At 58.9% G+C, this 23898-nt stretch carries 24 protein-coding genes and 1 pseudogene; 9 read left to right on the plus strand and 16 right to left on the minus strand.

The features are described 5' to 3' along the window. The first annotated feature begins 53 nt into the window (after positions 1-53). From L880_RS0117570 to L880_RS32705, 4 genes are all read left to right on the plus strand, one after another. Complete coding sequence (locus L880_RS0117570; RefSeq protein WP_027476790.1) at positions 54-371, plus strand: DUF1153 domain-containing protein; 318 nt, start codon at positions 54-56, stop codon at positions 369-371. Next, on the plus strand, positions 368-1189 hold the full coding sequence (locus L880_RS0117575) for an IS3 family transposase (protein ID WP_027476791.1): 822 nt from the start codon (positions 368-370) through the stop codon (positions 1187-1189). The genes L880_RS0117570 and L880_RS0117575 overlap by 4 nt, the downstream gene beginning before the upstream one ends. 101 nt (positions 1190-1290) lie before the next feature. After that, positions 1291-1497, plus strand: a complete 207-nt coding sequence (locus tag L880_RS0117580) for a YgaP family membrane protein (protein WP_027476792.1) — start codon at positions 1291-1293, stop codon at positions 1495-1497. Between the two features lie 2 nt (positions 1498-1499). Beyond that, positions 1500-1865 (plus strand): RNA polymerase sigma factor, encoded by a 366-nt coding sequence (locus L880_RS32705; protein WP_084461392.1) that lies wholly within the window; start codon positions 1500-1502, stop codon positions 1863-1865. A gap of 213 nt (positions 1866-2078) precedes the next feature. On the opposite strand, the gene pal is transcribed toward L880_RS32705, so the two are convergent. From pal to L880_RS35035, 5 genes are all read right to left on the minus strand, one after another. Next, on the minus strand, positions 2079-2618 hold the full coding sequence (pal, locus tag L880_RS0117590; protein ID WP_043329833.1) for a peptidoglycan-associated lipoprotein Pal: 540 nt from the start codon (positions 2616-2618) through the stop codon (positions 2079-2081). 1346 nt (positions 2619-3964) lie between these two features. After that, positions 3965-4699, minus strand: a complete 735-nt coding sequence (locus tag L880_RS0117595; protein WP_051443398.1) for an ABC transporter ATP-binding protein — start codon at positions 4697-4699, stop codon at positions 3965-3967. 2 nt (positions 4700-4701) lie between these two features. After that, complete coding sequence (locus L880_RS0117600; protein WP_027476795.1) at positions 4702-5895, minus strand: ABC transporter permease; 1194 nt, start codon at positions 5893-5895, stop codon at positions 4702-4704. Beyond that, positions 5892-7316, minus strand: a complete 1425-nt coding sequence (locus L880_RS0117605) for an efflux RND transporter periplasmic adaptor subunit (protein ID WP_245615214.1) — start codon at positions 7314-7316, stop codon at positions 5892-5894. The genes L880_RS0117600 and L880_RS0117605 overlap by 4 nt, the downstream gene beginning before the upstream one ends. A 76-nt stretch (positions 7317-7392) precedes the next feature. After that, positions 7393-7746, minus strand: coding sequence for a carboxymuconolactone decarboxylase family protein (locus L880_RS35035; RefSeq protein WP_084461394.1), 354 nt, complete (start codon positions 7744-7746; stop codon positions 7393-7395). A 544-nt stretch (positions 7747-8290) separates the two neighbouring features. On the opposite strand from L880_RS35035, the gene L880_RS35040 reads away from it, so the two are divergent. The 3 genes from L880_RS35040 to L880_RS35685 all read left to right on the plus strand — a co-directional run bounded on the left by L880_RS35040 (position 8291) and on the right by L880_RS35685 (position 11683). Beyond that, on the plus strand, positions 8291-8680 hold the full coding sequence (locus L880_RS35040) for an ArsR/SmtB family transcription factor (RefSeq protein ID WP_084461395.1): 390 nt from the start codon (positions 8291-8293) through the stop codon (positions 8678-8680). Between the two features lie 639 nt (positions 8681-9319). Beyond that, positions 9320-11095: a methyl-accepting chemotaxis protein gene (locus tag L880_RS34455; RefSeq protein WP_169737778.1), complete on the plus strand. Its 1776-nt coding sequence runs from the start codon at positions 9320-9322 to the stop codon at positions 11093-11095. A 126-nt stretch (positions 11096-11221) separates the two neighbouring features. Next, positions 11222-11683, plus strand: coding sequence for a hypothetical protein (locus L880_RS35685; protein WP_157462946.1), 462 nt, complete (start codon positions 11222-11224; stop codon positions 11681-11683). Positions 11684-12112: 429 nt separating this feature from the next. On the opposite strand, the gene L880_RS35690 is transcribed toward L880_RS35685, so the two are convergent. The 9 genes from L880_RS35690 to L880_RS32715 all read right to left on the minus strand — a co-directional run bounded on the left by L880_RS35690 (position 12113) and on the right by L880_RS32715 (position 21175). Next, complete coding sequence (locus L880_RS35690) at positions 12113-12340, minus strand: hypothetical protein (protein WP_157462947.1); 228 nt, start codon at positions 12338-12340, stop codon at positions 12113-12115. Positions 12341-12564: 224 nt separating this feature from the next. After that, positions 12565-13845, minus strand: a complete 1281-nt coding sequence (locus L880_RS0117620) for an NAD(P)/FAD-dependent oxidoreductase (RefSeq protein ID WP_027476798.1) — start codon at positions 13843-13845, stop codon at positions 12565-12567. A 162-nt stretch (positions 13846-14007) separates the two neighbouring features. Further along, complete coding sequence (locus tag L880_RS0117625; RefSeq protein WP_027476799.1) at positions 14008-14388, minus strand: rhodanese-like domain-containing protein; 381 nt, start codon at positions 14386-14388, stop codon at positions 14008-14010. Between the two features lie 31 nt (positions 14389-14419). Further along, entirely contained in the window at positions 14420-14869 is a 450-nt protein-coding gene (locus L880_RS0117630; protein WP_027476800.1) for an OsmC family protein, read from the minus strand. Between the two features lie 28 nt (positions 14870-14897). Beyond that, a complete protein-coding gene (locus L880_RS35045) occupies positions 14898-15230 on the minus strand; it encodes a rhodanese-like domain-containing protein (protein ID WP_084461397.1) in 333 nt (110 codons plus the stop codon). A 4-nt stretch (positions 15231-15234) separates the two neighbouring features. Further along, positions 15235-16629, minus strand: coding sequence for a TolC family protein (locus tag L880_RS0117645; protein ID WP_027476801.1), 1395 nt, complete (start codon positions 16627-16629; stop codon positions 15235-15237). A gap of 3 nt (positions 16630-16632) precedes the next feature. Next, a complete protein-coding gene (locus tag L880_RS0117650; protein ID WP_027476802.1) occupies positions 16633-16842 on the minus strand; it encodes a YgaP family membrane protein in 210 nt (69 codons plus the stop codon). A gap of 18 nt (positions 16843-16860) precedes the next feature. Continuing rightward, entirely contained in the window at positions 16861-20127 is a 3267-nt protein-coding gene (locus tag L880_RS0117655) for an efflux RND transporter permease subunit (RefSeq protein ID WP_027476803.1), read from the minus strand. 1 nt (position 20128) lies between these two features. Next, positions 20129-21175, minus strand: coding sequence for an efflux RND transporter periplasmic adaptor subunit (locus L880_RS32715; protein ID WP_043329836.1), 1047 nt, complete (start codon positions 21173-21175; stop codon positions 20129-20131). A gap of 135 nt (positions 21176-21310) precedes the next feature. Here L880_RS32715 and L880_RS35050 point away from each other — a divergent pair, with 135 nt between their 5' ends. Together L880_RS35050 and L880_RS0117670 are read left to right on the plus strand one after the other, a co-directional pair. Then, the gene (locus tag L880_RS35050) at positions 21311-21649 is read left to right on the plus strand and encodes an ArsR/SmtB family transcription factor (RefSeq protein ID WP_084461398.1); all 339 of its coding nucleotides are present in this window, start codon (positions 21311-21313) and stop codon (positions 21647-21649) included. Positions 21650-21883: 234 nt separating this feature from the next. After that, positions 21884-23443, plus strand: a complete 1560-nt coding sequence (locus L880_RS0117670; RefSeq protein WP_027476804.1) for a methyl-accepting chemotaxis protein — start codon at positions 21884-21886, stop codon at positions 23441-23443. 24 nt (positions 23444-23467) lie between these two features. Here the strand turns inward: L880_RS0117670 and L880_RS35695 are convergent. Beyond that, positions 23468-23596: pseudogene (locus L880_RS35695) on the minus strand (NADPH-dependent 7-cyano-7-deazaguanine reductase QueF); the annotation flags it as partial. Between the two features lie 129 nt (positions 23597-23725). Beyond that, positions 23726-23830 carry a transposase domain-containing protein gene (locus L880_RS35700; RefSeq protein ID WP_245615216.1) on the minus strand — a complete coding sequence of 35 codons (105 nt, stop codon included), beginning with the start codon at positions 23828-23830 and terminating at the stop codon, positions 23726-23728. Positions 23831-23898 lie beyond the last annotated feature (68 nt).

Below are 23898 nucleotides of genomic sequence, written 5' to 3' on the forward strand. Positions count from 1 at the left end.
TGTATTGACCTAGTGATTTCCTGCTCAGGTGTTATCGTTGAAAGGAAACACAGATGAGCACCCTGATGGAAGACGACATCAAGCGTTGGACGGCCAAAAGAAAGACGGCCCTGGTCCTGGACATCATTCAAGGCAAGACCACGGTCTCAGAGGCCAGCCGGGCCTATGACCTCAACCCTTCTGAGGTTGAACAGTGGGTCGATGAAGGCAAGCGCGGCATGGAGAACGCGCTGCGCAGCAAGCCCCTGGAAATCAAAGAGCAGTACGAACGCCAGCTCAGTGATTTGCAGCAGGCCTATGGCGAGGCCATGTTGGAGCTGCGTGCTAGAAAAAAGCTGGCCTCCCTGCTGGGCAACGAGGACGAGAAATGATCCTCAGCCTTCAGCAGGGATTGGCTGAAGACGGGGTTGCGGTCAGCTTGGTCAAGCTTTGCCAGTGGTTCCAGATTCCACGACGCACGGTGTATTACCGCAGCATCAAGTCGGCCCCAAAGGTCCAGGAACACTTGGTTCAGCCCATCAAGGCCATGATCGAAGAGAACCCGTCCTTTGGTTATCGGACGGTGGCGCATCTGCTTGGCTTCAACAAGAACACCGTGCAGCGCATCTTCCAGATCAAGGGCTGGCAGGTGCGCAAGCGCCCGGTAGGCTTCAGGCCAAGAATCCAGGCGCTGCCGTCGGTGGCCAAGGCCCCAGATCAACGCTGGGCGACTGATCTGTGCCGGGTGTGGACGGGGCGCGATGGGTGGGCCTCACTGGCCCTGGTGATCGACTGCTACAGCCGTGAATTGCTGGGTTGGCACCTGAGCCGCAGCGGCCGATCCAAGACGGCTGAATCGGCGCTGGAGCAAGCCCTGATTGCGCGTTATGGGTGCCTGGGCAAGGTCAAGCATCCATTCCTGTTGAGGTCCGATAACGGCCTGGTTTTTACCAGTCGAAGCTACACGGCCCTGGTCAAAAGCTACGGGCTGCAGCAGGAGTTCATTACCCCCTACAGCCCCGAGCAAAATGGGATGGTCGAGCGTGTGATTCGCACGCTCAAAGACCAATGCGTTCATCGCCACAGGTTCGAAACCCTGCAGCACGCCAGCCGCGTGATTGCAGATTGGATCGGTTGGTACAACCATCGGCGCCCTCACCAGGCGCTGAAAATGAAGACCCCCGCTGAGGCATATGCGTTAGCGGCCTGACCTGTGCAGAAAGTGCTGGGTCAATACAAATCGTTCTGGCGTGACCACACCCTCTTAACCAAGGAGGATGGTCCTCGACCCCACATTCCAAGGAGTTCTCCATGTTTGAATCAAAAAATGTGCCTGCCTGGGAACGCGCTGTTAGCAGCTTCATGGGTTTGACAGCCCTGGGCTCTGCCGCCATGAGCTGGGGTTCGCCCCTGGCCATGAGGGCCGGCATCATGGGCGCCCTGCTGTCCATGACCGGCCTGGTCGGCTTCTGCCTAATGTGCGCCATGGTCGGCCGCAAACTCCACAAGGGCCGCTGAACTTGGAAGCCGCCGCTGAGCGTTCGAACCTCATCGTGGCCGCTTGGACAGGTGACCCGGCCGCCATTACGCGGCTGCTGGCGGTCTGCCAGGCCGACGCACGCCGATACGCCCGGCGCCACTGCCAGGCCTGCGACGTGGACGATGCGGTCCAGGAGTCGCTGCTGGTGATCTCGCGCAAGGTCAAGGGCCTGAAGGCGGCAGCCGCCTTCTCTTCCTGGCTCTTCACCGTCATCCGGCGCGAGTGCCGCAAGCTGGAGCGGATGATGTTCCGCATCGAGAGCTTGATGAGGAGGAGTTTGGTTGCGCAATTGACGCGCTCTAACGCTCTCCATATTAGGGGTAGCTCTGCACCAAAGCATCAATAGGCTCTGCTGTGCCCATCTCAAAACCACCAGCAGGAACCTGAACAAATTCGATCCCAATTTGATCAATGATCGATGTCGGCGTTTCCACCTGGGCAAAGCCAACAACAGGCAGCACATTGAGTAATGTAGATAATCCTAGAATGTGTCATTGAATTTTTCATGCACATCCTTAGAAATTAAACCACTACCTGCTCAAGTGCTGACAGTCATGCCTTATTTGCTCGGATAGGTCAGGTCAGCACGACGGTTTTGGGACCAGGAGGCTTCATCGTGACCTGCAGCACGGGGCTTCTCTTTGCCCCAGCTCACAGCCTCCAATTGCTCTGCCTTGACGCCGTACACCTGGAGCGCCTTCACGACAGCTTCCGCACGCTTCTGTCCCAAGGCCAAGTTGTATTCCGCACCACCTCGTTCGTCCGTATTGCCTTCCACACGGATCTTCAAGCTTGAATTCTTGGCAAGGTACTTACCGTGCCGTTCTACGACTCCCTGGGCGCCTTTGTTCACACTGTATTCATCAAAGCCGAAGAAGACACTTCGGTCCTTTGAGATGGGACTGTTGGGATCCATGTAGTCCGGGACCACTACTTTAGCAACGGTCGACTGCGCAACAGCGGGTGTCGGCTGGGCCGGTGCTGGGCTGCTTGCAACCGGTGTCGGTGCAACTTCCGCTTTTGGCTTTGGTGAACTGCCGCAAGCAGACAAGAGCAGCGCGACTGCGCCAATGCATGCGAGGTTTTGATAAATCTTCATTGAAATCTAGATAGTTATTTATGGGGTACAGATTTTTAGGCTGCTAGTCCCAGAGAGGGGTAGCCCCTACATACTAGCATTTGCACAAATGCGTAGAACAGCGGCGCATGCCACCAATCCCCGCCACCAAGGGCTATCCCTAGGAATTTTCGGAATGTCTTTGCAAAAAAAGACGGCTTCATCATCTGCATTTGTGCAAATTCAGTTCACAATTGAACGCAAAAGCAACTCGAGATGATGCGAGCACTTTGTAGCCCATCATCCTCTCTCCTGCCCTCAGGCTGCTCACATAGACGTTGCAGTCACGGGCAAAGTGCGTAAAGCTGTGTGGCCATGTTGGGCACGCCAAGAAAAAATGCCCCCGCAGGGGCATTGAAAGACTATCCAGATATGAAGAACCCTGTCTCAAAGGGCAGGCTGAGCTTACATTTGTTTGAATGTAAAATTCAGAGTGTATACCCTGACAGTCTGGTGTTAAACGAGAGATGGTTCAGGCCAATCGTCTCCTTCCAGATCAGGTATCGACAAGATGGCTGACGGTGCTCCGATATGCAGAGTCGAGAAGGCATGAAAGTGCCGCCATGTGCGAAGGCCTGTGCTTCCACGAGACGGTGGTTTTGGCACGATACGGCACCCTGACCCGCAGTCGCAAGACAGTGGGCCAACGGTCCAAGCTCTACAACTGGCATGCCCCCGATGTGGAATGCATCTCCAGACGCTCACACTGCTCAAGTGAAGACAGGCGATCGAGCGCATCATCGGCCACCTCAAGAGCGATCACCGGTGGAACCGCTACCAACTCAATTGGACACAGGGAGACAGTCTTCACGCGGTGCTGTACGCAGCGGGCTACAAACTGCGCTGGCTGCGGAGGATGATCGCCAAGAAGGGTATCACCCCATTTTTTGCCTATTGAAGGCCGTGAAATGCACCCGATTTATTTTGAACCGACTGTGTTGTTTCTTCGATTTACGGCCCAACCCCTTGCATTTCGGTAGCGCTCTGTCTGAGGTATGAATTTTTCAAGGGCGATCAATTGTCTGGCAGTTGTGACTATTCTTCTGGTTGATTAAAAGTAATGATCCGCAAGATCAATTATTTTGATAATCAAAGCGATTTTTGACCTCCATTTGGAAGTGACCAGGCAATCCCCGAAAATCACCGCGACATGCTCTTCCAAACCGAATCAAAAGGCTCGCTCGCAGGAATTATTAATAAATCTAACTGACATTTATCAATTGGATGCATTAATTATAATTTTGCTCATTTGGTGAATACATTTTTTAAAACACCCCTTAGCAGATAATTGGTGATGACAACCGAGCCAAAAGCAATGTATGGCATCTTTATCCCAAGTAGCGGCCCTCTCCGACCTCCTCAATCGTCCGTCCTTCACGAATGTGGTAAATGCGCTTGAATGTCGGAATAATCTTCTCGTCATGCGTGACTACAATCACGGCAGCCTGGGACTGAACCGCCATACGGTTGAGAATGCGTATGACCGCCAATGCCCGCTCGCTGTCGAGCGGCGCAGTCGGCTCATCGGCGAGTATCACGGGTGGCCTATTGGCCAACGCTCTGGCGATCGACACCCGCTGCTGTTCACCTCCCGAAAGCTGAGACGGCTCGGCCTTTGCGCGGTGCACCACGTCCAACTCTTTAAGCAACTCCAACGCCCGTGCACGCGCCTGCGCGTTGGACATGCCAGCCAGCATTGGGAGCAAGGCTACATTGTCAGTCACATCCAAGAAGGGAATGAGATACGGTGCCTGAAAGACAAAGCCAATGTTGTCGCGGCGCAAGCTGCGAAGGTCTTTGGTCACCCAGGCATTGTCGTAGAGCGCTTTGCCACCCAACACCATGCGCCCAGAAGTTGGTTCGATGATAGCGCCCAGGCATTTGAGCAAAGTGCTTTTGCCAGAGCCAGATGGCCCCACTAGACCAACGACTTCGCCGGGTCCGACTACCATGTCCACGCTCTTGAGTGCTTCGACAGCAGTGTCTCCATCGCCATAGACCTTGCGCAATCCCTCGACAACAATGCCTCCGCGCTCGCTTTGCGGCTGATCGAAGCTCTGCATCCTCAACCTCCAATCGCTTCGGCAGGATCAACCTTGATGGCGATGCGAATCGCCAGCGTGCTTGCCAGTGCGCAGATAAACATCACAATCGCAAGCCCGAGTAGCGCATCGCTTTGCAGTAATAGCACGTATTTTGGGAACACTGGCGCCCACAGTGTGGCGGTGAGCTTTCCTACAAAAAAGCCGATAAACCCCAAGCCCATGGCCTGCTGAAGAATCATGGAGGCAATAGTCGCGTTACTAGTGCCAATGAGTTTCAAAACGCCAATCTCACGAAGCTTTCCCATCGTCATGGTGTAGATGATGAAGGCTACGATTGCGGCACTCACAATGGCGAGAATGACTAAAAACATGCCGATCTGCTTAGCCGATGTAGAAATGAGCTTGGCGACCAAGATGTCTTCCATGCCCGCCCGGTCGTAGGCTTCGAGGTGTTTCCAACGCCGTATCGGTTCGGCAACCTGTTCCGGCGAGAACCCTTCGCGCACCTGAACAAGCACCGCGTTGACACTGTGGCTGCTGGTCTGGCTAGCTATAGCCGCCTCTAACAACCCAGGGGCACCTGGACGATTGAAGGCCGAATTGGCAGCGGTGCGCGCACGGTCGTTGATGATAGCGTCGTTGTCTTTCAGAAACTGCGCCTCTTGGGCATCCTTCAAGGGAATAAACACCATGGGGTCACCGCCCGAGGACACCATGCGCTGGGTCAGGCCCACCACGTCGTATTCATGGCGCCGGATGCGGATGCGGTCGCCCAAGGCAAAGCCGGTTTTCACGTCGGCCACCGCTTCATAGTGGCTGCGGGTCATCGGACGACCGGCTACAAGATGCGTCGGACTGCCCGGCTTTCCTGGCTCAATGCCAACTACCATGGCCCTAGCCTCATCATCGCCTCTTTGAACCTGCATGTTCAGATACGTTACGTTGGCTGCAAGCGCGACACCAAGCATGCCCTCAATGCCGTGGACCGCATCGTCCTTGATGCTTGAAGACTCGGCATAGGGCCCTTGGGTATCCTTTTGAACCACCCACAGATCAGCGCCACTGTTGGTCAACAATGCCTCCGCATCGTCCACCATACCGCGATACACACCGGCCATGGACAAGGTAACGCCAATGAGAAGTCCCAAACCCATGCCAGTCAGCACAAACTTCGGCCCAGAGTGCAGTATGTCGCGACCTGCCAAGCTGATCATGGTGTCTCTCCCGAGGCGGCCACAGACTTGACGATGGAGTCCACCACTTGCACGCGCGCCCCAACAGTCAAAGGCTTTTGGCTGTAGACAACAATCTCGTTTGATGCTTTGAGTCCACTCAATACTTGGACTTGGCCATCCAAACTGGCTGCGCCAACCTTGACAGGCGTAAATGCCAGTTCATCGGACTCCATGCGCCATACGCCTGTGAATCCGCCCCGATGCTTAATACTGGCTGCTGGAATGATGAGGGATTTCGGTGTGGCCGGCAGTTGAATGGTCGCCTCCACCATCTCCCCTACTGATAAGCCGATGGGCACGTTATCAAATGACAATTGGACGATGCGCTCTTCGGTCACGCTGTCGCTCAACAGTTCAACGCGGGCCACGGTAGCTGAGTGGGTGAACTGCGGCTGGGAGCGCAACACGACGCTGGCCCTCAAGCCACGCTCGAGGCCTCCTGCTCGACCTTGGTCAACACGCAGCTTCACCCAAAGACTGGCCGGATCGATCACCCGCAGCACAGGTTGCCCGGCCACGACCGTCGAACCAGGCTCCGCATCGCGGGCGGTAACCACCCCATCGGATGGCGCGATCAATCGAACATTGGTTCGTTGCTGCACCAAGGCCGCACGATCCGCCTTCGTGCGAATCAAGTCCTGCTCCGCACCGGCCGCGTTAGCTCGGGCCGCATCGACGGCAGCATCAGCGGACGCCTTGACTTGGGCAAAGCTCTCCAACGCCCCGGAGCTGATGAAGCTCTTGTTCGCAAGGTCCTGATTGCGGCGCATGTTGGCGGTCGCTAATTCTCGCTTAGCGACGGCATCCGCTTGTTGGGCTGCTGCAGCCAATTGCGCGCTTTTGGCCCGTTCGATCGCGGCGTCCAGCGAGGACAACCGCTGATCGATGTCCACCGGGTCCATTTCCGCTACGAGCTGCCCGGCCTTAACTGCGTCACCTACATCGACCCTCACGCTCAACACACGTCCCGCCACGGTCGGGCCAATCATCCAGTTGCGGCGAGCTTCCACGGTGCCGATGCCAAAGAGCTCTGGAGAGAAACTGCCCTCCTTGACCTGCGCCACAGTCACCTTGATGGGAGCAAGCGGGCCAGAGCGCATCATCACGAATAAGAACAAGCCGACAAGTAGAACTGCCAAGGCGCTCAAAAAAAGGCGGCGGTTGAGTGAAGATGAGGATTTCACGGGCAATCCATTCAAATTGTTGTGCGTGAAGACGACCGTCGAATCAACATAGCTTTTTGCGAGCAGATGACATCTATGGGCAGCGAATATGAGCTCTTTGGCATCGCCTGTGATCCAGGTCCCTAATGTTGGGTGCAGCAGGAAGGTTTTTTTACACTCTATTGCCACGCCATCTTCTCGAACGAATGCATATTTCCCATTCGTCAAGACTAGCATTGGCACATGGGGGGTGAGCGGCTACTTGTTCGAGGGGCACGCGTAAATTACGCCCGCACGCTCATGTCGTAATGAATCAAGCAACCCCGGGCGTTGAGAGATCCCAAGCTTTCAATGCTTCAGCGGCATACATCAAAGCAGGACCGCCGCCCATGTATACGCAAACCGAGAGCATCTCTTCCAGCTCTGCACGACTTGCGCCCAAACGTCGCAGAGCTTTGACGTGGAAACCAATACAACCCGAACATCGTTGACTGATGCCAATGGCCAGTGCGATCAACTCTTTGTGTTTGGCACTGATTGAGCCCTCCGCCATTGAGGACTGGGCCAACTGGGCAAATCCCCGCATCGCCTCTGATTGGCTTTTGCGAAAAGGGCCAAGGCATTCGTTGATGTCTTGCATCAAGCCGGCGTGATCAAAAGTGCTCATGGCATATCTCCGAGAGTCAAGTTAGTGTGGTTCGGAAGTCCAGTCATCATTCCGATGAGCCTGGGCGTGCAAAGCGATCCAACAATTCGAATCCATCCGCGCCAGGAGAGAAGCCATCTCGAAGCATCTGCATTTCAACTTCGAGTACCACTTGCTCAATGGCCTCCAACCCCAACGCTGGGAGGCTGCTTGCCATCAAATGACATCGAAGGACCAGTAGTCCACGCAGTTCCTCCAGCTCGCGACGGTGTCGGGTAGCAGCGGCATCGGTCGCAGTTACCCCAAATAGCACTGGGTCGCGATCGAGAACACGTTGTAGTTGTCCAGCTTGGACCAAAGAGATCCCTAGCGCCCTGGACAGACGTGCAATTCGCTCGTTCAGGCCAGCCAACGTCACACCGAAACGCTGCCCTTCATCTGGTAATAAGGGTGAGGACGTCATTAGGTGCTTTCGGCCTTGTCAGGGAAGGCATGGATTGATGGGTAGGCGCTATGCACAGTTCAATTTATATTTTTATAATATATAAAAATACAGATTGATGCCATGCCCCTAGGTCAACCAGCTGAAAATTCCGGTACGCCTGAGACCCAGGCAGAGGACAAGCCATACGTTGGAACTGACCTCTCTCCGCTGCAAGCTCGTGCAGTGCAAGCCAGTGCCCTACTGAAAGCGATGGCGCATCCAGATCGCTTGATCTTGCTGTGTCGCCTGAGTGAGGGAGAGTTCTGTGTTGGAGAGTTGGAGGATGCCTTGGGCATCCGCCAACCCAGCTTGTCGCAACAACTTGGAGTTCTCAGGCAAGAGGGACTGGTGGATGCACGACGCCAAGGCAAACACGTCTACTACAGCCTCAAAAGCGTGGAGGCTGCTGAGGTGATGGCTGTGTTGCACAAACGCCTTTGCAGCGACCTCATTCCCCCGGTACCCGGGTGAAGACACACCGAGCCCTATCAGTCATTCATTGAGCCATCGAGAGGTTCCTGCGTTGTTTGCGGAGCCATCAGAGGCCGAATCCACACCACTCAGAAATCAGCGATGTCAATCATCAAATCAACCGTCTGGCGCCCCAGTGCTGCCTTGATGCGCAAGCTTCGCTTCCCCGCCAAGATGGGTCTGATCTCAGGTGCATTTTTACTGCCTGCGGCTTGGTTGCTGTTTGCTTATGGCAGCACCAAGAATGCTGAGCTTGAGTTTGTTGCTAACGAACGACTGGGGGTTAGCTATAGCCAGGCTCTGGCTCCTGTGGTCAACGCCGCCAGTGTCTGGCGGTACCGGGCCCGCAATGCAGCAGCTGGACAAGGCAACGGTGAGCAGGCACAGGCTCAAATACAGTACCAGGAGGCCCTGCAGAAACTGCGGTCCCTGGACACCGAGCTTGGCGTGCAGTTGGGCAGCACAGCGGCCCTGCGCAAGGTGCTCGATTACAGCCAAGCCGCGGAGCGGGCGAACAGCACGCCAGATGCCGTCTTTGAAGCCATGAACAAGCTCTCCGGGGCGCTCAGTGACTTGCAGGATCAGGTCACTGATGGATCTGGGCTGGCACTAGATTCTGATTTGGCGACCTTTTATCTGATGAGTGCCACGCTGATGCAGCCCGCGGGCTTGTTGCGCGATACGGTCGAGTTGCGCGGCCTGGGTCGGGCCGCCCTGGCCAGTGGCCAGCTCAAACCCGAGGCGGCCGCCAGGCTGCATGCGCTGCTGGGTGTGCTGGCCCACGAGCGTCAGCTGCTCTCCGACAACCTCGACAAGGTGCGTGCTGCGGCGCCGTCAGTCGCAGGCCGCCTGAAGACCGATGCGGCGGCTGCATTGCAGCGCCTGGAAAGCGCCGCGCGCAGCAGCTTCCCGCCAGGCCAGGTCGATGTGACGGGTGACGCCGAGGCCTTCCGGGTGGTGGCCACCGAGGCCCTGCAGGCCCAGTCCGATCAGGTGCGACAGAACCTCGCGGTGCTCGACGACATGTTGGCGCAGCGCCAGGCGGCCTTGCGCCTGCACGTGGGCATGACAGCGGTGATCACCCTGTTGAGCCTGCTGGTGGCCCTGTACTTTTTCATGGGTTTCTACCGTTCGATGAGCGGCGGTTTCAAGCTGTTGCGCAAGTTCCTGCTCAGCATCTCGATGGGCGATTTGCGAACCACGGTCGACACCAAGGGGCGCGACGAGGTCGCTGACCTGATGCGCGAGCTGGGGAACATGCAGACCGCACTGACCGATACCGTGCGCCAGGTGCAGCAGGCCAGTGACCAGGTGGTGCAGGCCAGCACCGAGATCGCGCAAGGCACAGCCGACCTGTCGGCCCGCACCGAGCAGGCGGCGGCCGCTCTTGAGCAATCGTCGGCAGCGCTGGAGCAGACCACCTCGACCATCCAGATGACGGCAGAGTCGGTGCACCGGGCCTCCGAGATCGCCCAGGAGAACGCCAGCACCGCCGAGCACGGTGGACGCGTCATGGGCTCGGTGGTGCAGACCATGGAGCGCATCCAAGCCTCGTCGCAGAAAATCAGCGACATCATCGGTGTGATCGATGGCATTGCCTTCCAGACCAACATCCTGGCTCTGAATGCCGCCGTCGAGGCGGCCCGGGCTGGCGAGCAGGGCCGAGGTTTTGCCGTCGTGGCGGGCGAGGTGCGCAGCCTGGCCCAGCGCAGCGCGGTGGCGGCCAAAGAGATCAAGAGCCTGATCGCCGGCAGCACCGAAGAGGTCAGCTCAGGCTCGGACGTGGTGCGCCAGGCCGGCCAGACCATGCAGGAGATCGTGGCCAGCGCCGAAAACGTCAAGTCGCTGCTCGACGAGGTGGCCAATGGCGCGCGCGAGCAAAGCCTGGGCGTGAACCAGATCGGCGCTGCCGTGCAGGAGCTGGACCGCAACACCCAGGCCAACGCCGCCCTGGTGGAGGAAGCCGCGGCTGCTGCAGGTTCCCAACGCCTAGCTACCGTCAATATGGCCGCAGCCGTCGATGAATTTCGGCTACCGGGTGAGCACACCTCGGTCATTGTCGATGGAGTCGATATCGACGCGGTCATCGAAGCTCATCGTCGATGGAAAGTCACGCTGCGTCAGGCCATTGAAGACCGCAGCCAGGTCGATACCTCCACCCTGTCGCGAGACGACTGCTGTTCACTTGGCAGGTGGATCTATGGCGATGGTCAACGCTTGGCCCAGCGACCCACATTCAACACACTCGTCGCTAAGCATGCTCAGTTTCACCGGGTTGCAGGCCAAGTCGGCGACTTGATCAACCAACGACGCATGCGCCAAGCAGAGGATGCCCTGGCGCCAGGCACACCGTTCTCGAATGCAACAGCAGACGTCGCCAAGACGTTATCTACGGCGAAGCGATTGGGATTTTGAGTGCGAGTCGGCTGTCAAATACACCTCTGTACGATCTGCACATCTCGTGTGGAAGGATCAATGACTACTGTGCAGCCAGTTTCAAGATCGTTAGCTCAACGCCTTGAGCAACTGTAGGAGACAGTGATGCGAAAATTCATTGAGCAAGTGCTCTTTGCAGGTACTCTAGGTGCTATCGCCATGATGCCGTTCGGGCTCGCTTTTCGTGCTGTCGGACTTCGCATTGGGCATTACGGTCCCAAATTTGCAGAGCTGTACCTAGCGGCACCTGGACCATGGGCTAACTTCGCACAGCATATTGTTCTTGGCTGGGTGTCTGCGGCACCACTTGCCCTGGTACACCTCCACCGCAGATCACTTTCCACCACGACATTGTTGGGTGCTATCTACGGAGCGCTTTACTATGTGACGGTGAACTCATTGGCCTTGCCGGTCTTTTTCGGAGACCCACTTCCTTGGACCCTGGGTGTGGCCGTGGTGCTGCCGAGCCTTTGCATTCATGTTGTTTTTGGAATGGCCGTAGCGCTCACGGTGAGAAGTGTCCAGCGTAAGCAACGCCGCCGCGAACGGCATGCGAACTTTCAATAGTTCCATACCTCCAAGTTCCGTCCAGCTCCGTTTACTTACCAGGATGGCAATCGTTCCAAAATGGAACACCCGCAGCGTCGAAATGTCACATGAGGAAGACCGAATTCATGCGGGCTTCCGTCCAGTGAAAAGGCTTTTAGAAATTGCCCATGTTCATCCGACGCAGCATGACATCTGGGGTCCTCTCGATGTCCCCAGCAAGCATCACGTCAGCGCCCCCGGGGGGGGGCGAACATGGAAATTTCTAGAGCAAATCTTGCTGCTAACCGCTTTGTGAGGTGGCCTTTCAAACCCTACCGCATGCCAGCACTGCAGAGGTCATCCATACGACGAACCTCACCCGGGACGCGAACATCTTTGGGTCAACCCAATGCTCGCTTCGACCATGCAAACCACAAGTGTCGCCGCGATAATTATGCGAATGGGCTGTCAAGTCTTGCTTTGAACAGGCCCGACTGGCAGTTCCCTTGATCGGGCTACTTCAGAACGCAGCTGAAGTACTGCCTCTTGATAAAGCTGGGCGACAGGTCCCTGACCAGCAGCCTTGCGCTTAGCAAATTCCAACGCGAGTTCGGCGCAACCAAACTCACGCATCAAAATGCAAGCCGTCGAATCGAGTGCGAGGTCTGTCAAGGCCAGCTTCTGTGTTTGTGCCATGGAATCACCAGATGAGAACCTGGAACTGTATGTGTCGGCCCTAGCAAACTTGACGGTGAATCAGGGCTGGCCAGAATGTAACGTATCTCGCTCAGAACCCTATCAGCAAAAACCAGCCCTTTATGGTGAGAGTTTTGTTGGGCATGAGGCGCTCCTCCGTCGACAAGCCTGCCTGAGTTGGGGCGTCGGGTAGAGCGCCACAAACTCAAGCAGCTTGAACGCTGTCACTGTTGGTTTCGATCGAGTCTTTCGATGCCCAAGGCCTTCAGCATGTACTTTTCGTAGACGGGTTCAGAACTACCGTTCTTCATTTTGTACATGAAATACTTCTCGAAGGCGATCTTGGCCAAGTGCACCCATTTGCCCTTCTTGAACCAGTTGACGTTGCGCGGCGGTATTTGCGGCAATGCAACGAAAGCGGCCCCAGTGTCCCCCATGTCGGCTAAACAAATAGCGTTCCAGCTTCCCTTTGTATTCGCAGCCTGGCCCGAAAGGTCGGCGGCAATGTTGTGCACAATGGCCGTGACCATGGTCTCGATCATGTAACCGGTCTTTGGTGCTCCTGTAGGCACCGGGGTGACCTCGACCGGAGGGATGGCCACGCATACGCCCGCCGAGAAGATGTTGCGGTACTTTTTGCTGCGTTGGTACTCGTCGATCAATACAAAGCCACGCGGGTTGCACAGCCCCTCTACGGCCGCCACGGCATCAACGCCCTTGAAGGCCGGCAGCATCATGCTGAACGCAAACGGCAGTTCATGCTCTTTCTTGATCTGACCGGCCTCGTCCAGCTCGGTGACGAACATGCGGCCGGCCTCGACCCGGGTGACCTTGGCGTTGGTGATCCACTTGATGTCGTTGTTGCGCAGTTCGCTTTCGAGCATCGACTTGGAGTCACCCACGCCGCCCAGCCCCATGTGCCCGATGTAGGGCTCACTAGTGACATAGGTCATGGGCACCTTGTGGCGCTGGCGCCGCTTGCGCAGGTCGCGATTCAGGATGAATGCGAATTCATAGGCTGGCCCGAAACACGAGGCCCCTGGCATAGCTCCAACCACCACCGGTCCCGGTGCTTCCAGAAACCGCTGGTAGTCGGCCCAGGTTTGCTCAGCGTGGTCGATGCTGCAGATGGAGCGGGTATGGCCCTCCGGGCCGGAGCCGGGTACCTCGTCGAAGGAGAGCTTCGGCCCCGTGGTGATGATCAGGTAGTCATAGGCCAGACTGGATCCATCGGCCAGGGTCAGGCTGTTGCCCTCGGCATCGATGCGGGTGACCCGCTGGGCTACGAAGTCGATGCCCTTCTTTTCGAGGTGAGGGCGAATGGAAAAGGTGATGGCTTCACGCTCACGCCAACCCACGGCTACCCAGGGGTTGGAGGGTACGAACTGAAAATAGTCCAGCGCGTTGACCACCGTGATGCGGTGATCGGATGAAAGTTTTTCACGCAGCTCATAGGCAGCGGGCATGCCGCCTGTACCTGCGCCAAGAATCACGATATGGGCCATGGTTTGTCTCCTGCTAGGGTTTGCACATGTTTGTGCGATTGATGGGACCCAGCTCTGCGGTGGCTATCCCTTATTTTCAATTAACTGCTCAAATACCTATTTACTCAATTATTCAAATTTATGATTCGAAAATGGCACCCGCAGGTGCCTTCAGTCCAGGGGTCAGCCGAAGGCCGGCGCAGCGGGTTTGTTGACCGGCTTGCCGGCCGCAGCCCAGGCATCAAAGCCACCCGCAATCGACTTGACATGGACATAGCCCATGTCCAGCAGCGAGGCGGCGGCCAGTGCAGCACGGCCACTGGTTTTGCAATACAGCACGATCTGCAGGTCGCGGCGTTGCAACGATGGGTCGGCAGCCAGCTTGAACTCCAGCATGCCGCGCGAAAAATGCACGGCACCCGGAATGTGGCCGGCGGCAAATTCGTCTGCCTCACGCACGTCTATCAACACATCAGCGTCACGCAAGGCCTGATCGGCCGCGTCGATGTTGACTTCGGTGATACGGGCCTTGGCGGCCTGAACAAGATCCAAGGGGGTTTTCATAGGAAGCTCCGTTGAGAAAAGCAGGCAGGGTTCACTTGAGGCGCCGACCGTCGGCATCCAGCACTTCCACCGTGATCGGAATGGCAGCCCGAACGCTTTGCGTGACGGTGCAGAAGGATTCGAACTGGTCCAGCACCCGATCGAGGTGCTGCAGCTGTGACTGAGGGACGCCGAGCTGCAACGTGGCCTGCATGCGCAACACGCGCAGGTGGCCATCGGGTGAGCGGCCGATCTCGGCTTGCACACGGCATTGAATGGGCTCAGGCGCCTGCTTGAACTTGCGCAAGGCAAACAGCAGTGAATCGCTCAGGCAGTTGCCGACGGCCGCCGCCAGCAACTGCGCCGGCGTGGGGCCGGCGCCCTGCCCCAGGGGCGGAGGTTCGTCGCCCAGCAGCGACGGTAGGGCAGGCCCGAAATGGATCTGGAACTGGTAATCGCTTTGCTGCCGCAGTTCGACGGTGGTCAAGGTGTTTTCAGACATGGACGCGTCCCATAAGTTGATGCAGGGTCTAACCGCGCACGATTTGCCGTTGGAGCCGAAATGCCACAGTGCTTGCGCTTCGGCCATTGATCAGATGTTGATAGCCTTGCGCTTGCAACCATTGTTGAGCACTTGCTGAGCGCATACCTGATTGGCAGTAAAGCACCAGGGGACGCGCCTTGTCAGGCAATCGATCAGGAGCTGCCTCAGCGAGCTCTGGCAGCGGTAGATTTAAAGCTCCTTCAACATGTGCAGATCTAAATTCAGTTGGACTACGCACATCAACCACAAGCGCGTCTTCTGGCCAGAGATCTGTCGAAGCTTGATCACTCAATCCAAGAATTTTTGATAACCAACTCATGCCACTACTCTCCCATTTGTTGAAGATCGGGACCTTGAACCAGCTTTGCATTGATGCGTGCCAAACTTGATTCATCAAGACGTCCAAGCAAGGCGTCAAGACGCAAACTGTTTTGAAGCACTTCGACCCGGCCTTGAATCAGGAGCAACGCGGCTGCTGTTCGATCGTTTTCAGCATTCAACAGGTCCAGGGTCGTGCGGTCACCCACGCTGCGGCCGAGACGAGTTGCATCAAGGCGGGAATTGGCTGCGCTCAACGCCGCAGCCAAGGCTTGGAGCCTTTCTTGAGCTTTATCAAGCGCCAACCAAACTGACCTGATTTGTTGCCCCACCTGTAAGCGGCCCTGTTCCAGGGCAGCACGAGCCTGATCCACAGCCAATAAGGCCTCTCGCTGACGAGCATTTCGGCCGCCGGTGTCGATTGGCATCCTGAACTGCAGGCCGATCATCTGCTGGCGACTATCGTTGCTCGCGGGCCCAAAGTCACCGCTCCCGGTCAAGTGTTGCCGGGTAGCTTGAGCGACGAGGTCAAGAGAGGCTGAAGCACCAGCGCCCAGACCTCGCACTTCTGCCTCGGCAACGGCAACTCGTGTCTGCAAAAGTTCTAGGGCAGGGTAATTTCTCAATGCAAGCACGCGCACCTCTTCCTCGTTACCAGGCAACGGCGAGAGCACGTCGGCAGCTGGCTGGGCAAGTGGTAAAGACAATGAAGGAAGTCCGGACGCCTCCTGCAGCGCCGACATCGCCAATTGCAGTGCGTTGTCCGCATCAATCACCTGAGCCTTCAGGGCTTTCGCACGTGCCTGCGCCTCATGGATATCGGTCACAGGTGCGTCGCCCAACTTGAAGCGATCTTCTGCCTCGGTTAGCGAACGCATGACTGCATGCTGCTGCCGTCGCAACAAGTTGAGGCGTTGAGCACATAGCACAACGTCAAAATAGCGCTGGCTGGTGTTGAGTATCAAGGCTTGCCGTGTGATTTGTGATTGCCACTCTGCAGCGCCTGCGCCTTGCAGTAGTTGATCGCTCCGTGCGCTGAGCTCACCGCTGATCAGCGGTTGGCGCAAGCCAAGCCCCCAGCTGGTGGTGTTGCCGTTGCTAACTGAAGTGGCGAAGGAAACTCCGTTAGATTGTCCGAATCCGGGGGCAGCAAAAGAGGCTCCATTCACGGCGGAACTAGCGTTCATGCGGCCAGCACTACCCAATACCTCAAGACCTGGGCGCCACAACGCTTTTGCTTGGATTCGACGTGCATCCGCAGTGGCCTTCTGAGCCTGGGCCATTGCCGCCTCGGGATCGTTCTGGCTGGCGGCGCGCCAGACCTCCAGCAGATCGGCAGCCGGTGTGGACAGCGAGGCCATCAGCGCCACCGCTGCCAGCAGGGTCTTGGCAGTTCTCATGGCTCAGCAGCCGCCCGGCACACCCAGCTTGCGCAGGATGCTTTCCATCAGGCACCAGTGGGTGATGGCGCTTTGCAGCAGGTTGAGGCCCACAAAGGCGGTGAAGGCCAGCCACCAGGGGCTGAGGAACAAGGGGCTGCCAGGCACCCCCAGGGCCAATGACAACAGGATGAAGGTGCCGGCAACCAGGCGCACGATTTGCCACGATTTCATGAGAAAGCTCCTTGAGGTTCAGGTTGAAGAGGACGCGGCGAAACGCCGCCGGTAGGCCGCGTAGTACAGCGTGGGGATGAGGACCAGCGTCAGCAGGGTAGAGACACCGATGCCGAAGATCAGCGAGATGGCCAGGCCGTTGAAGATGGGGTCGTCGAGGATGAAAAACGCGCCCAGCATCGCGGCCAGCCCGGTCAACAAAATGGGCTGGGCTCGGGTGACGGCCGAGTGGACGATGGCCTGCTTGAAGGGCATGCCCTCGTTCACCTGCAGGTGGATGAAGTCGACCAGCAGGATGGAGTTGCGCACGATGATGCCAGCCAGCGCGATCATGCCGATCATGCTGGTGGCGGTGTACTGGGCACCCAGCAGCGCGTGCCCCGGCATCACGCCGATGATGGTGAGTGGGATCGGCGCCATGATGATCAAGGGCGTGAGGTAGGAGCCGAACTGGGCTACCACCAGCAGGTAGATCAGGATCAGGCCCACGCCATAGGCAGCCCCCATGTCGCGGAAAGTTTCGTAGGTGATCTGCCACTCGCCATCCCATTTGAGGGCGTAGTCGCGCTGCGACTCGGCGGGGGCCTGGATGAAGTACTCCTGCAAGGCCCCGCCGCCCGGCGGCACCAGGGCCTGAATGTCACCACGCATCTTGAACAGGCCATACAGCGGGCTGTCGATGCGGCCGGCCATGTCGCCGATGACAAAGTTCACGGGCTGCAAATCCTTGTGATAGACCGGCTGCTCGCGCAGGCTGTCACTGAGGCGGACCAGCTCGCGGATGGCCACAGGGCGGCCCGAGGGGCCGCGCACCTGCAGCTGCAGCAAGGCGTCCAGATCGCCCTGCCGCTCTGGGGGCAGGCGCAGCAACACCGGCGTGGGGTACTTGCTGGCGTCGTGCAGGTAGGTGGCGGCCTCACCGCTGAGGCCCGCGCGCAGGGTGGCCACGATAGCGGCCTGCGGGACGCCTGCGGCGGCGGCCTTTTGACGATCGATCAGCACCAGCTTGCGCGGGGCTGCGGCGATGGAGGAGTCGTCCACATCGACCACCGAATCGGTCTTCTCGAAGATGGCGCGCACCTGCCGGGCCAGGCTGAGCCGGCCTTCGGCCGTGGGGCCGTAGATCTCGGCCACCAGCGGGGCCAGCACCGGTGGACCCGGGGGCACTTCCACCACCTTGACCTTGGCGCCGAATTGCTGGCCGATCTGTTGCAGTGCCGGGCGCAGGCGGGTGGCCATGGCGTGGCTTTGCTCGCTGCGGTGGTGCTTGTCGACCAGGTTGACCTGCAGGTCACCCAGCTCGCTGCTGGCGCGCAGGTCGTACTGGCGCACCAGGCCATTGAAATTGATCGGGGCCGCCGTGCCTGCGTAAGCCTGGTAGTCGGTGACCTCAGGCTGCTGGGCCAGGAAGGCCCCCAGCTCGTGCAACACGGCCGCCGTCTGCTCAACCGGTGTGCCCGCGGGCAGGTCGACCACGACCTGGAACTCGGACTTGTTGTCAAAGGGCAGCATCTTGAGCACCACCAGGCCAGCGACCGGCAAGGCCACCGACAGGGCAATCAGACCGGCCACCGCCAGGCCCAGCAGGCGGCGGTTGCGTGCGCCCCGCTGATCGTCGAGCAAGGGAGTGAAGACGCGATGAAAGCCCTGCTCCAGGCGCGAGGCGAGGCCGGTGGCGGAGCCCTGCGCACTGGCTGCCCCGCTGCTTGAGGCATGGGGCTTCATCCACAGGCGCGACAACCACGGCGTGACGATGAAGGCGATCAGCAGCGACAGCAGCATGCCCATGCTGGCATTGATGGGGATGGGGCTCATGTAGGGGCCCATCAGGCCGCTGACAAAGGCCATGGGCAGCAGCGCGGCGATCACGGTGAAGGTGGCCAGGATGGTGGGGCCGCCCACTTCGTCCACCGCACCGGGGATGAGTTCGGCCAGGGTCTTGCCCGGGTGCAGCAACTGGTGGCGGTGGATGTTCTCGACCACCACGATGGCGTCATCGACCAGAATGCCGATGGAGAAGATGAGCGCGAACAACGACACCCGGTTGAGGGTGAAGCCCCAGGCCCATGAGGCGAACAGCGTGACGGTGAGGGTGAGGATCACGGCGCTGCCGACGATGGCCGCCTCGCGACGGCCCAGCGCGATGAACACCAGAGCGACCACCGAGGCGGTAGCGAAGAGCAGCTTCTGGATGAGCTTTTGGGCCTTGTCGTTGGCGGTGGCGCCGTAGTTGCGGGTTTCAGCCACCTGCACGGCCTCGGGGATGAGGGTGTTGCGCAGCTGGGCCACGCGAGCCATGACGCCGTTGGCCACGTCGATGGCGTTTTCGCCAGGCTTCTTGGTGATGGCGAGCGTGACGGCGGGGTATTCGCTGCCGACCGCCTTGGCGTCAGTGCCCTGCCCTGTGCCCAAGCCGTGCCAGACCAGGCTGGTGGCCGCCGGCGCACCATCGCGCACTTCAGCCACATCGCGCAAGAACACAGGCCGGCCTTCTCGCACCGCCACCACCAGATCGGCCACTTCACGGGCACTGCCCAGATAAGGACCGGCTTCGAGCGCCAGGGCCTGGTTGGCCTGCAACAGATCACCCAAAGGGGCCCCTTGGTTGGCCCCTTGCAGGGCGCGACGCAGGTCGTCCACGGTGACCCCTCGGGCGGCCAGGCGCGCCACGTCCAGTTGCACCTGCACGGCATGCCCCGGGCCCCCCAGGGGGCGTACCTCGCGGGTGCCGGGCACGCGCTTGAGCTCCAGCTCCAGGCTGTGGGCCACGCGCTCCAGATCGTAGGCACCGATGGCGGGGTCAGGGCTGTACAGGGTCAGGCTGACGATGGGCACATCGTCGATGCCTTTGGGCTTGATCAGGGGTTCGAGCACGCCCAGGCCTGGCGGCAGCCAGTCGCTGTGGCTGCGCACGGTGTCGTGCAGGCGCACCAAGGCCTCGGTGCGCGACACGCCCACCTTGAATTGCACGGTGGCCACGACCAAGCCGGGGCGCGACACCGAGGTGACATGCTCGACGCCGGCCATCTGGGCCAGCACCTGCTCGGCCGGCGTGGCCACCATCTGCTCGACATCGGCCACGCTGGCCCCCGGGAAGGGAATCAGCACGTTGGCCATGGTGACGTTGATCTGGGGTTCTTCCTCGCGCGGCGTGACCAACACGGCGAACAGGCCCAGCAACAGGGCCACCAGGGCAAGAAGGGGGGTGATCTGAGCGCTTTGGAACAGCGCCGCGGTGCGGCCCGCCAGACCCAGGCGGGGGGTGTCATGCTGGGGGTGTTTCATGTCAGCGCACCTGAGCCGCTGCCTGGGGATCGAGCGCCACGGATTCGCCCTCGCGCAGGCCTGACAACACTTCCACCTGATCGCCACGGGCTTCGCCCAGGCGCACCTGGCGCAAGTGTGGGCGTCCGTCTGGCGTCATCGCATACACAACCCACAACTCAGCCCGCCGCAAAATCGCAGCACTCGGAACGAAGAGCCTCGGAGTTGCCTCTTTGGGCGTGCGTCCGGGCAACGAGATTCGCGCAAAACTTCCTGGAGCCAACGATGCCTGCATTTCTGGCGGCAAAGCAGCGCGTACGATTCGAGTGTGACTGCCTGCATCAAGCGCCGGAAGCAATTGCCACTTGCTGACTTGGAAATCTGGAAGGCCATCGATCCCAATGGTTAACGATGCATCAGACTTCAACGCCGAACTCACAGACTCAGGAACATTGGAGCTGATCCGCAACGTACTGGGATCGTAGATGGTTAACAAGGGTTTACCGGGCTGAGCCAAATCCCCAAGTGACACGGGAACCTCACTGACGACTCCTGCATAAGGCGCAGACAGAGTGTAGTAAGTGGTCTGAGTCGTCGCTGCGCCGACTTGAGCTGCAAGAGCGCGAACTTGAGCTTGAGCCGTTTCTAGAGCTACTCGAGTGCGTTCAACAGCGGCTTGACTGATGTACTGCTTTTCAAACAACGCTTGTTGCCGCTTGAGGTCCCGATCTGCCAACGCGGCTTGAGCTCGAGCAGCCTCAAGTTGGGCGTGGTTTGACTCGACCCCCGATTGAGCGGTCCTAGCATCCAGACGGATCAGTACCTGACCGGCCTTGACACGATCACCTGCCTTGACGGCCAAGCTCACAATCGCGCCAGGAACTTGGGCAGCCACCATAGTTTGACGGCCAGCTTCAACAACAGCATCCAGTGTTGTGCTTTGCGCATTGCCAACGATGACCTGAACGGGTGCAACACGCAAAGCAGAGGCCGTCACAGCTTCTGCCGCAACCGCTGAAGCTGTGAGTGCGAAGGAGAAGGTTGCGCAGACGAAAAGACGATGTCTCATGAGTTGGAGCCTCTTGTAACGGTCTAGCCTTGCTATTTGCCTTGGCTATTATTTAGCTATTTAGTAAAATAAGCAAATGATACAATACTCCAGCATCAAATGCACAGTTGATGTGCTCAACAGGATCTGAACAAGATGGAACACATGCCGCAAGAGGCGTTAGAAGAGGTTGCTGCCTACTTTCAGGTGTTGTCCGAACCTACTCGCCTACAACTGTTGAATCTGCTGCGGGGAGGAGAGCGCAACGTGGGCGACCTTGCCCAAGCATGTGGTTTCACAGCAGCAAATATCTCTCGACACCTCAGCCACTTGACCAAGCAAGGGTTGGTCAACCGCGAAGCGCGGGGCACCAGCGTCTACTACCGCATCGCTGATGAGTCGGTGTACGAACTTTGCGAGTTCGTGTGCGGAAATATTGCTCGGTCTTATGAACGAGCTCAAAAGCGTCAGCACATCTTTGTGGCTCGGCAATAGGATGAAAAACCTGCTCAGTGCCGTATCAACGAGACCGGTGATGATTGAGACACTGTGACCTTAACCACTGTGCGAAGCAAACACCTATCAGAGACTCAATCGATTGAAGTACCTGCAGGCAACAACGGCGATGTCAAAGCCGCCGAAGATTTCTACTTCTGAACGCTGCTAAAACTGGTATGGAGCCAAACCTGCCAGTGCTACTTTTTAAGCTGTTATTGGATGGGGATTCACATGCGCGTCAATTTGCCGGTCTCGCAGCACGAGTACGTGTTCGATGACGATCAACTGCTGGTGTCCACCACCGATACGCGGGGCGTCATCACCCACTGCAACCCGGCCTTTGTGCTGGTCAGCGGCTTCACCTACGACGAACTGATCGGTCAGCCCCACAACCTGATCCGCCACCCGGACATGCCGTCGGCGGCCTTCAAGGACATGTGGGCCACGATTGGCCGGGGGCGCCCCTGGACAGGGCTGGTGAAAAACCGACGCCAGAACGGTGACCATTACTGGGTGTATGCCAATGTGACCCCGGTGATGTCCAATGGCAAACCCACCGGCTACATGTCGGTGCGTATCAAACCCACCCGCGAGCAGGTACAGGAGGCCGAGCGCCTTTATGAGCAACTGCGCCGCGACGAGGAGCAAGGCCGTGCCACGGTGCTGTTGCGCAGCGGCAAGGTGATCAGCCGAGACTGGGGTTCCCGCCTGCTGCGCCTGACCCGCCTGGACTTGCCCAGCACCCTGGGGCTGTGGTTGTTTTTGATGGCCTGCGGGGTCATGCTGCCCGATCTCACGGAGGTGTCGGCAGGCATGGCAATGGGCATCCGTCTGGCCGTGATGCTGCTGGGCGGCGCTGGGGTGGTGGCCTGGTTCCATGCGCGGGTCAGCCGCAGCCTGGATGAGGCGGTACGCTTTGCGGGCGATCTGTCGGGCTGCAATCTGTCCACTTCGGTGGCGGTCAATTATCCCGAGCCCTTGGGAGGGTTGATGCAGCGCTTGCAGCAGATCCAGGTCAACCTCAAGGCCGTGGTGGGTGATGTGCGCTTTGAGGTTGCGGGCTTCACTCAGGCCGCCAGTGAAATTGCCCAGGGGGCTGACGACTTGTCCGGCCGCACCGAGACCCAGGCCAGCAGCCTGCAGGAGACAGCCGCTTCCATGGAGGAGATTTCCAGCACCGTGCGTCAGACGGCCGACACCTCGGGCAAGGTGTCGCATGAAAGCGAGCAAAGTCTGGCCCTGGCGGAGCGGGGCGGGGTGGCCATGCGTGAGGCTGCCGAGGCCATTGGCACCATCGAGCGTTCATCGACCAAGATGAGCGAGATCATCGGTGTGATCGAAGGCATTGCGTTTCAGACCAACATCCTGGCGCTCAACGCAGCGGTCGAGGCCGCCCGTGCGGGTGAGCAGGGGCGGGGCTTTGCCGTGGTGGCCTCTGAGGTGCGGGCCCTGGCCCAGCGCAGTGCCACGGCCGCCAAGGAGATCCGGGAACTGATCGGGAACTCGGCCCAGCAAGTGGGGGACGGGGCCCGCCAGGTGCAGGGCGTGGGCCACACCATCGACGAGGTGGTGGCCTCGGTGTCGCGGGTCAGTACCCTGGTGGGGCAGATCAGTGCGGCGGCCCGCGAGCAGTCGACCGGCCTGTCCCAGATCAACGAGGCCGTGACCCAACTCGATGTGACCACGCAGCAGAATGCCGCCTTGGTGGAAGAGTCTGCGGCGGCGGCCCAGACCCTGAGCCAGAGTGCGCGCTCTTTGCAGCGCTCGGTCAGCGTGTTCCGGCTCAACTGAGGCTGGCCGGCCCTGCCGCCGGCTTCATTGGCGTGCCGTGCGGGTGTTGGCTGGCAAAGCCTGGGGGTGGCTGGTGCGGAATGGGTTGATGTCCAGGCCCCCGCGCCGCGTGTAGCGGGCGTACACCGACAGCTTGATCGGTTGCAGGTGTGTATTGAATCTGATTCCTGGGGTTGCACCTAGATGCCTGCGGGGCCCGATTGCAGTGTGCGTCCAGTTGACCCAACTTGACCAGCCGCGCGCAACTCATTTGGACTGCAGGTGTGCTCCGATGGAGGCCATTCACTCAACGAAGTTAAGGCAGGCCAGCCGCTGCAGCACGTCGCGCAGGTAGGCCCAGGGATCGCGCCCATTGAGTCGTGCTGACAGCACCAAGCACGTCACCATTGCGTTCACTGCTTCATACCCAAGAGTCGACGCTGGAAATCTAGGGAAAAGATGTACGGCTCTGCACC

The sequence above is a fragment of the Curvibacter gracilis ATCC BAA-807 genome (assembly GCF_000518645.1).
GTDB classification, from domain to species: domain Bacteria; phylum Pseudomonadota; class Gammaproteobacteria; order Burkholderiales; family Burkholderiaceae_C; genus Curvibacter; species Curvibacter gracilis.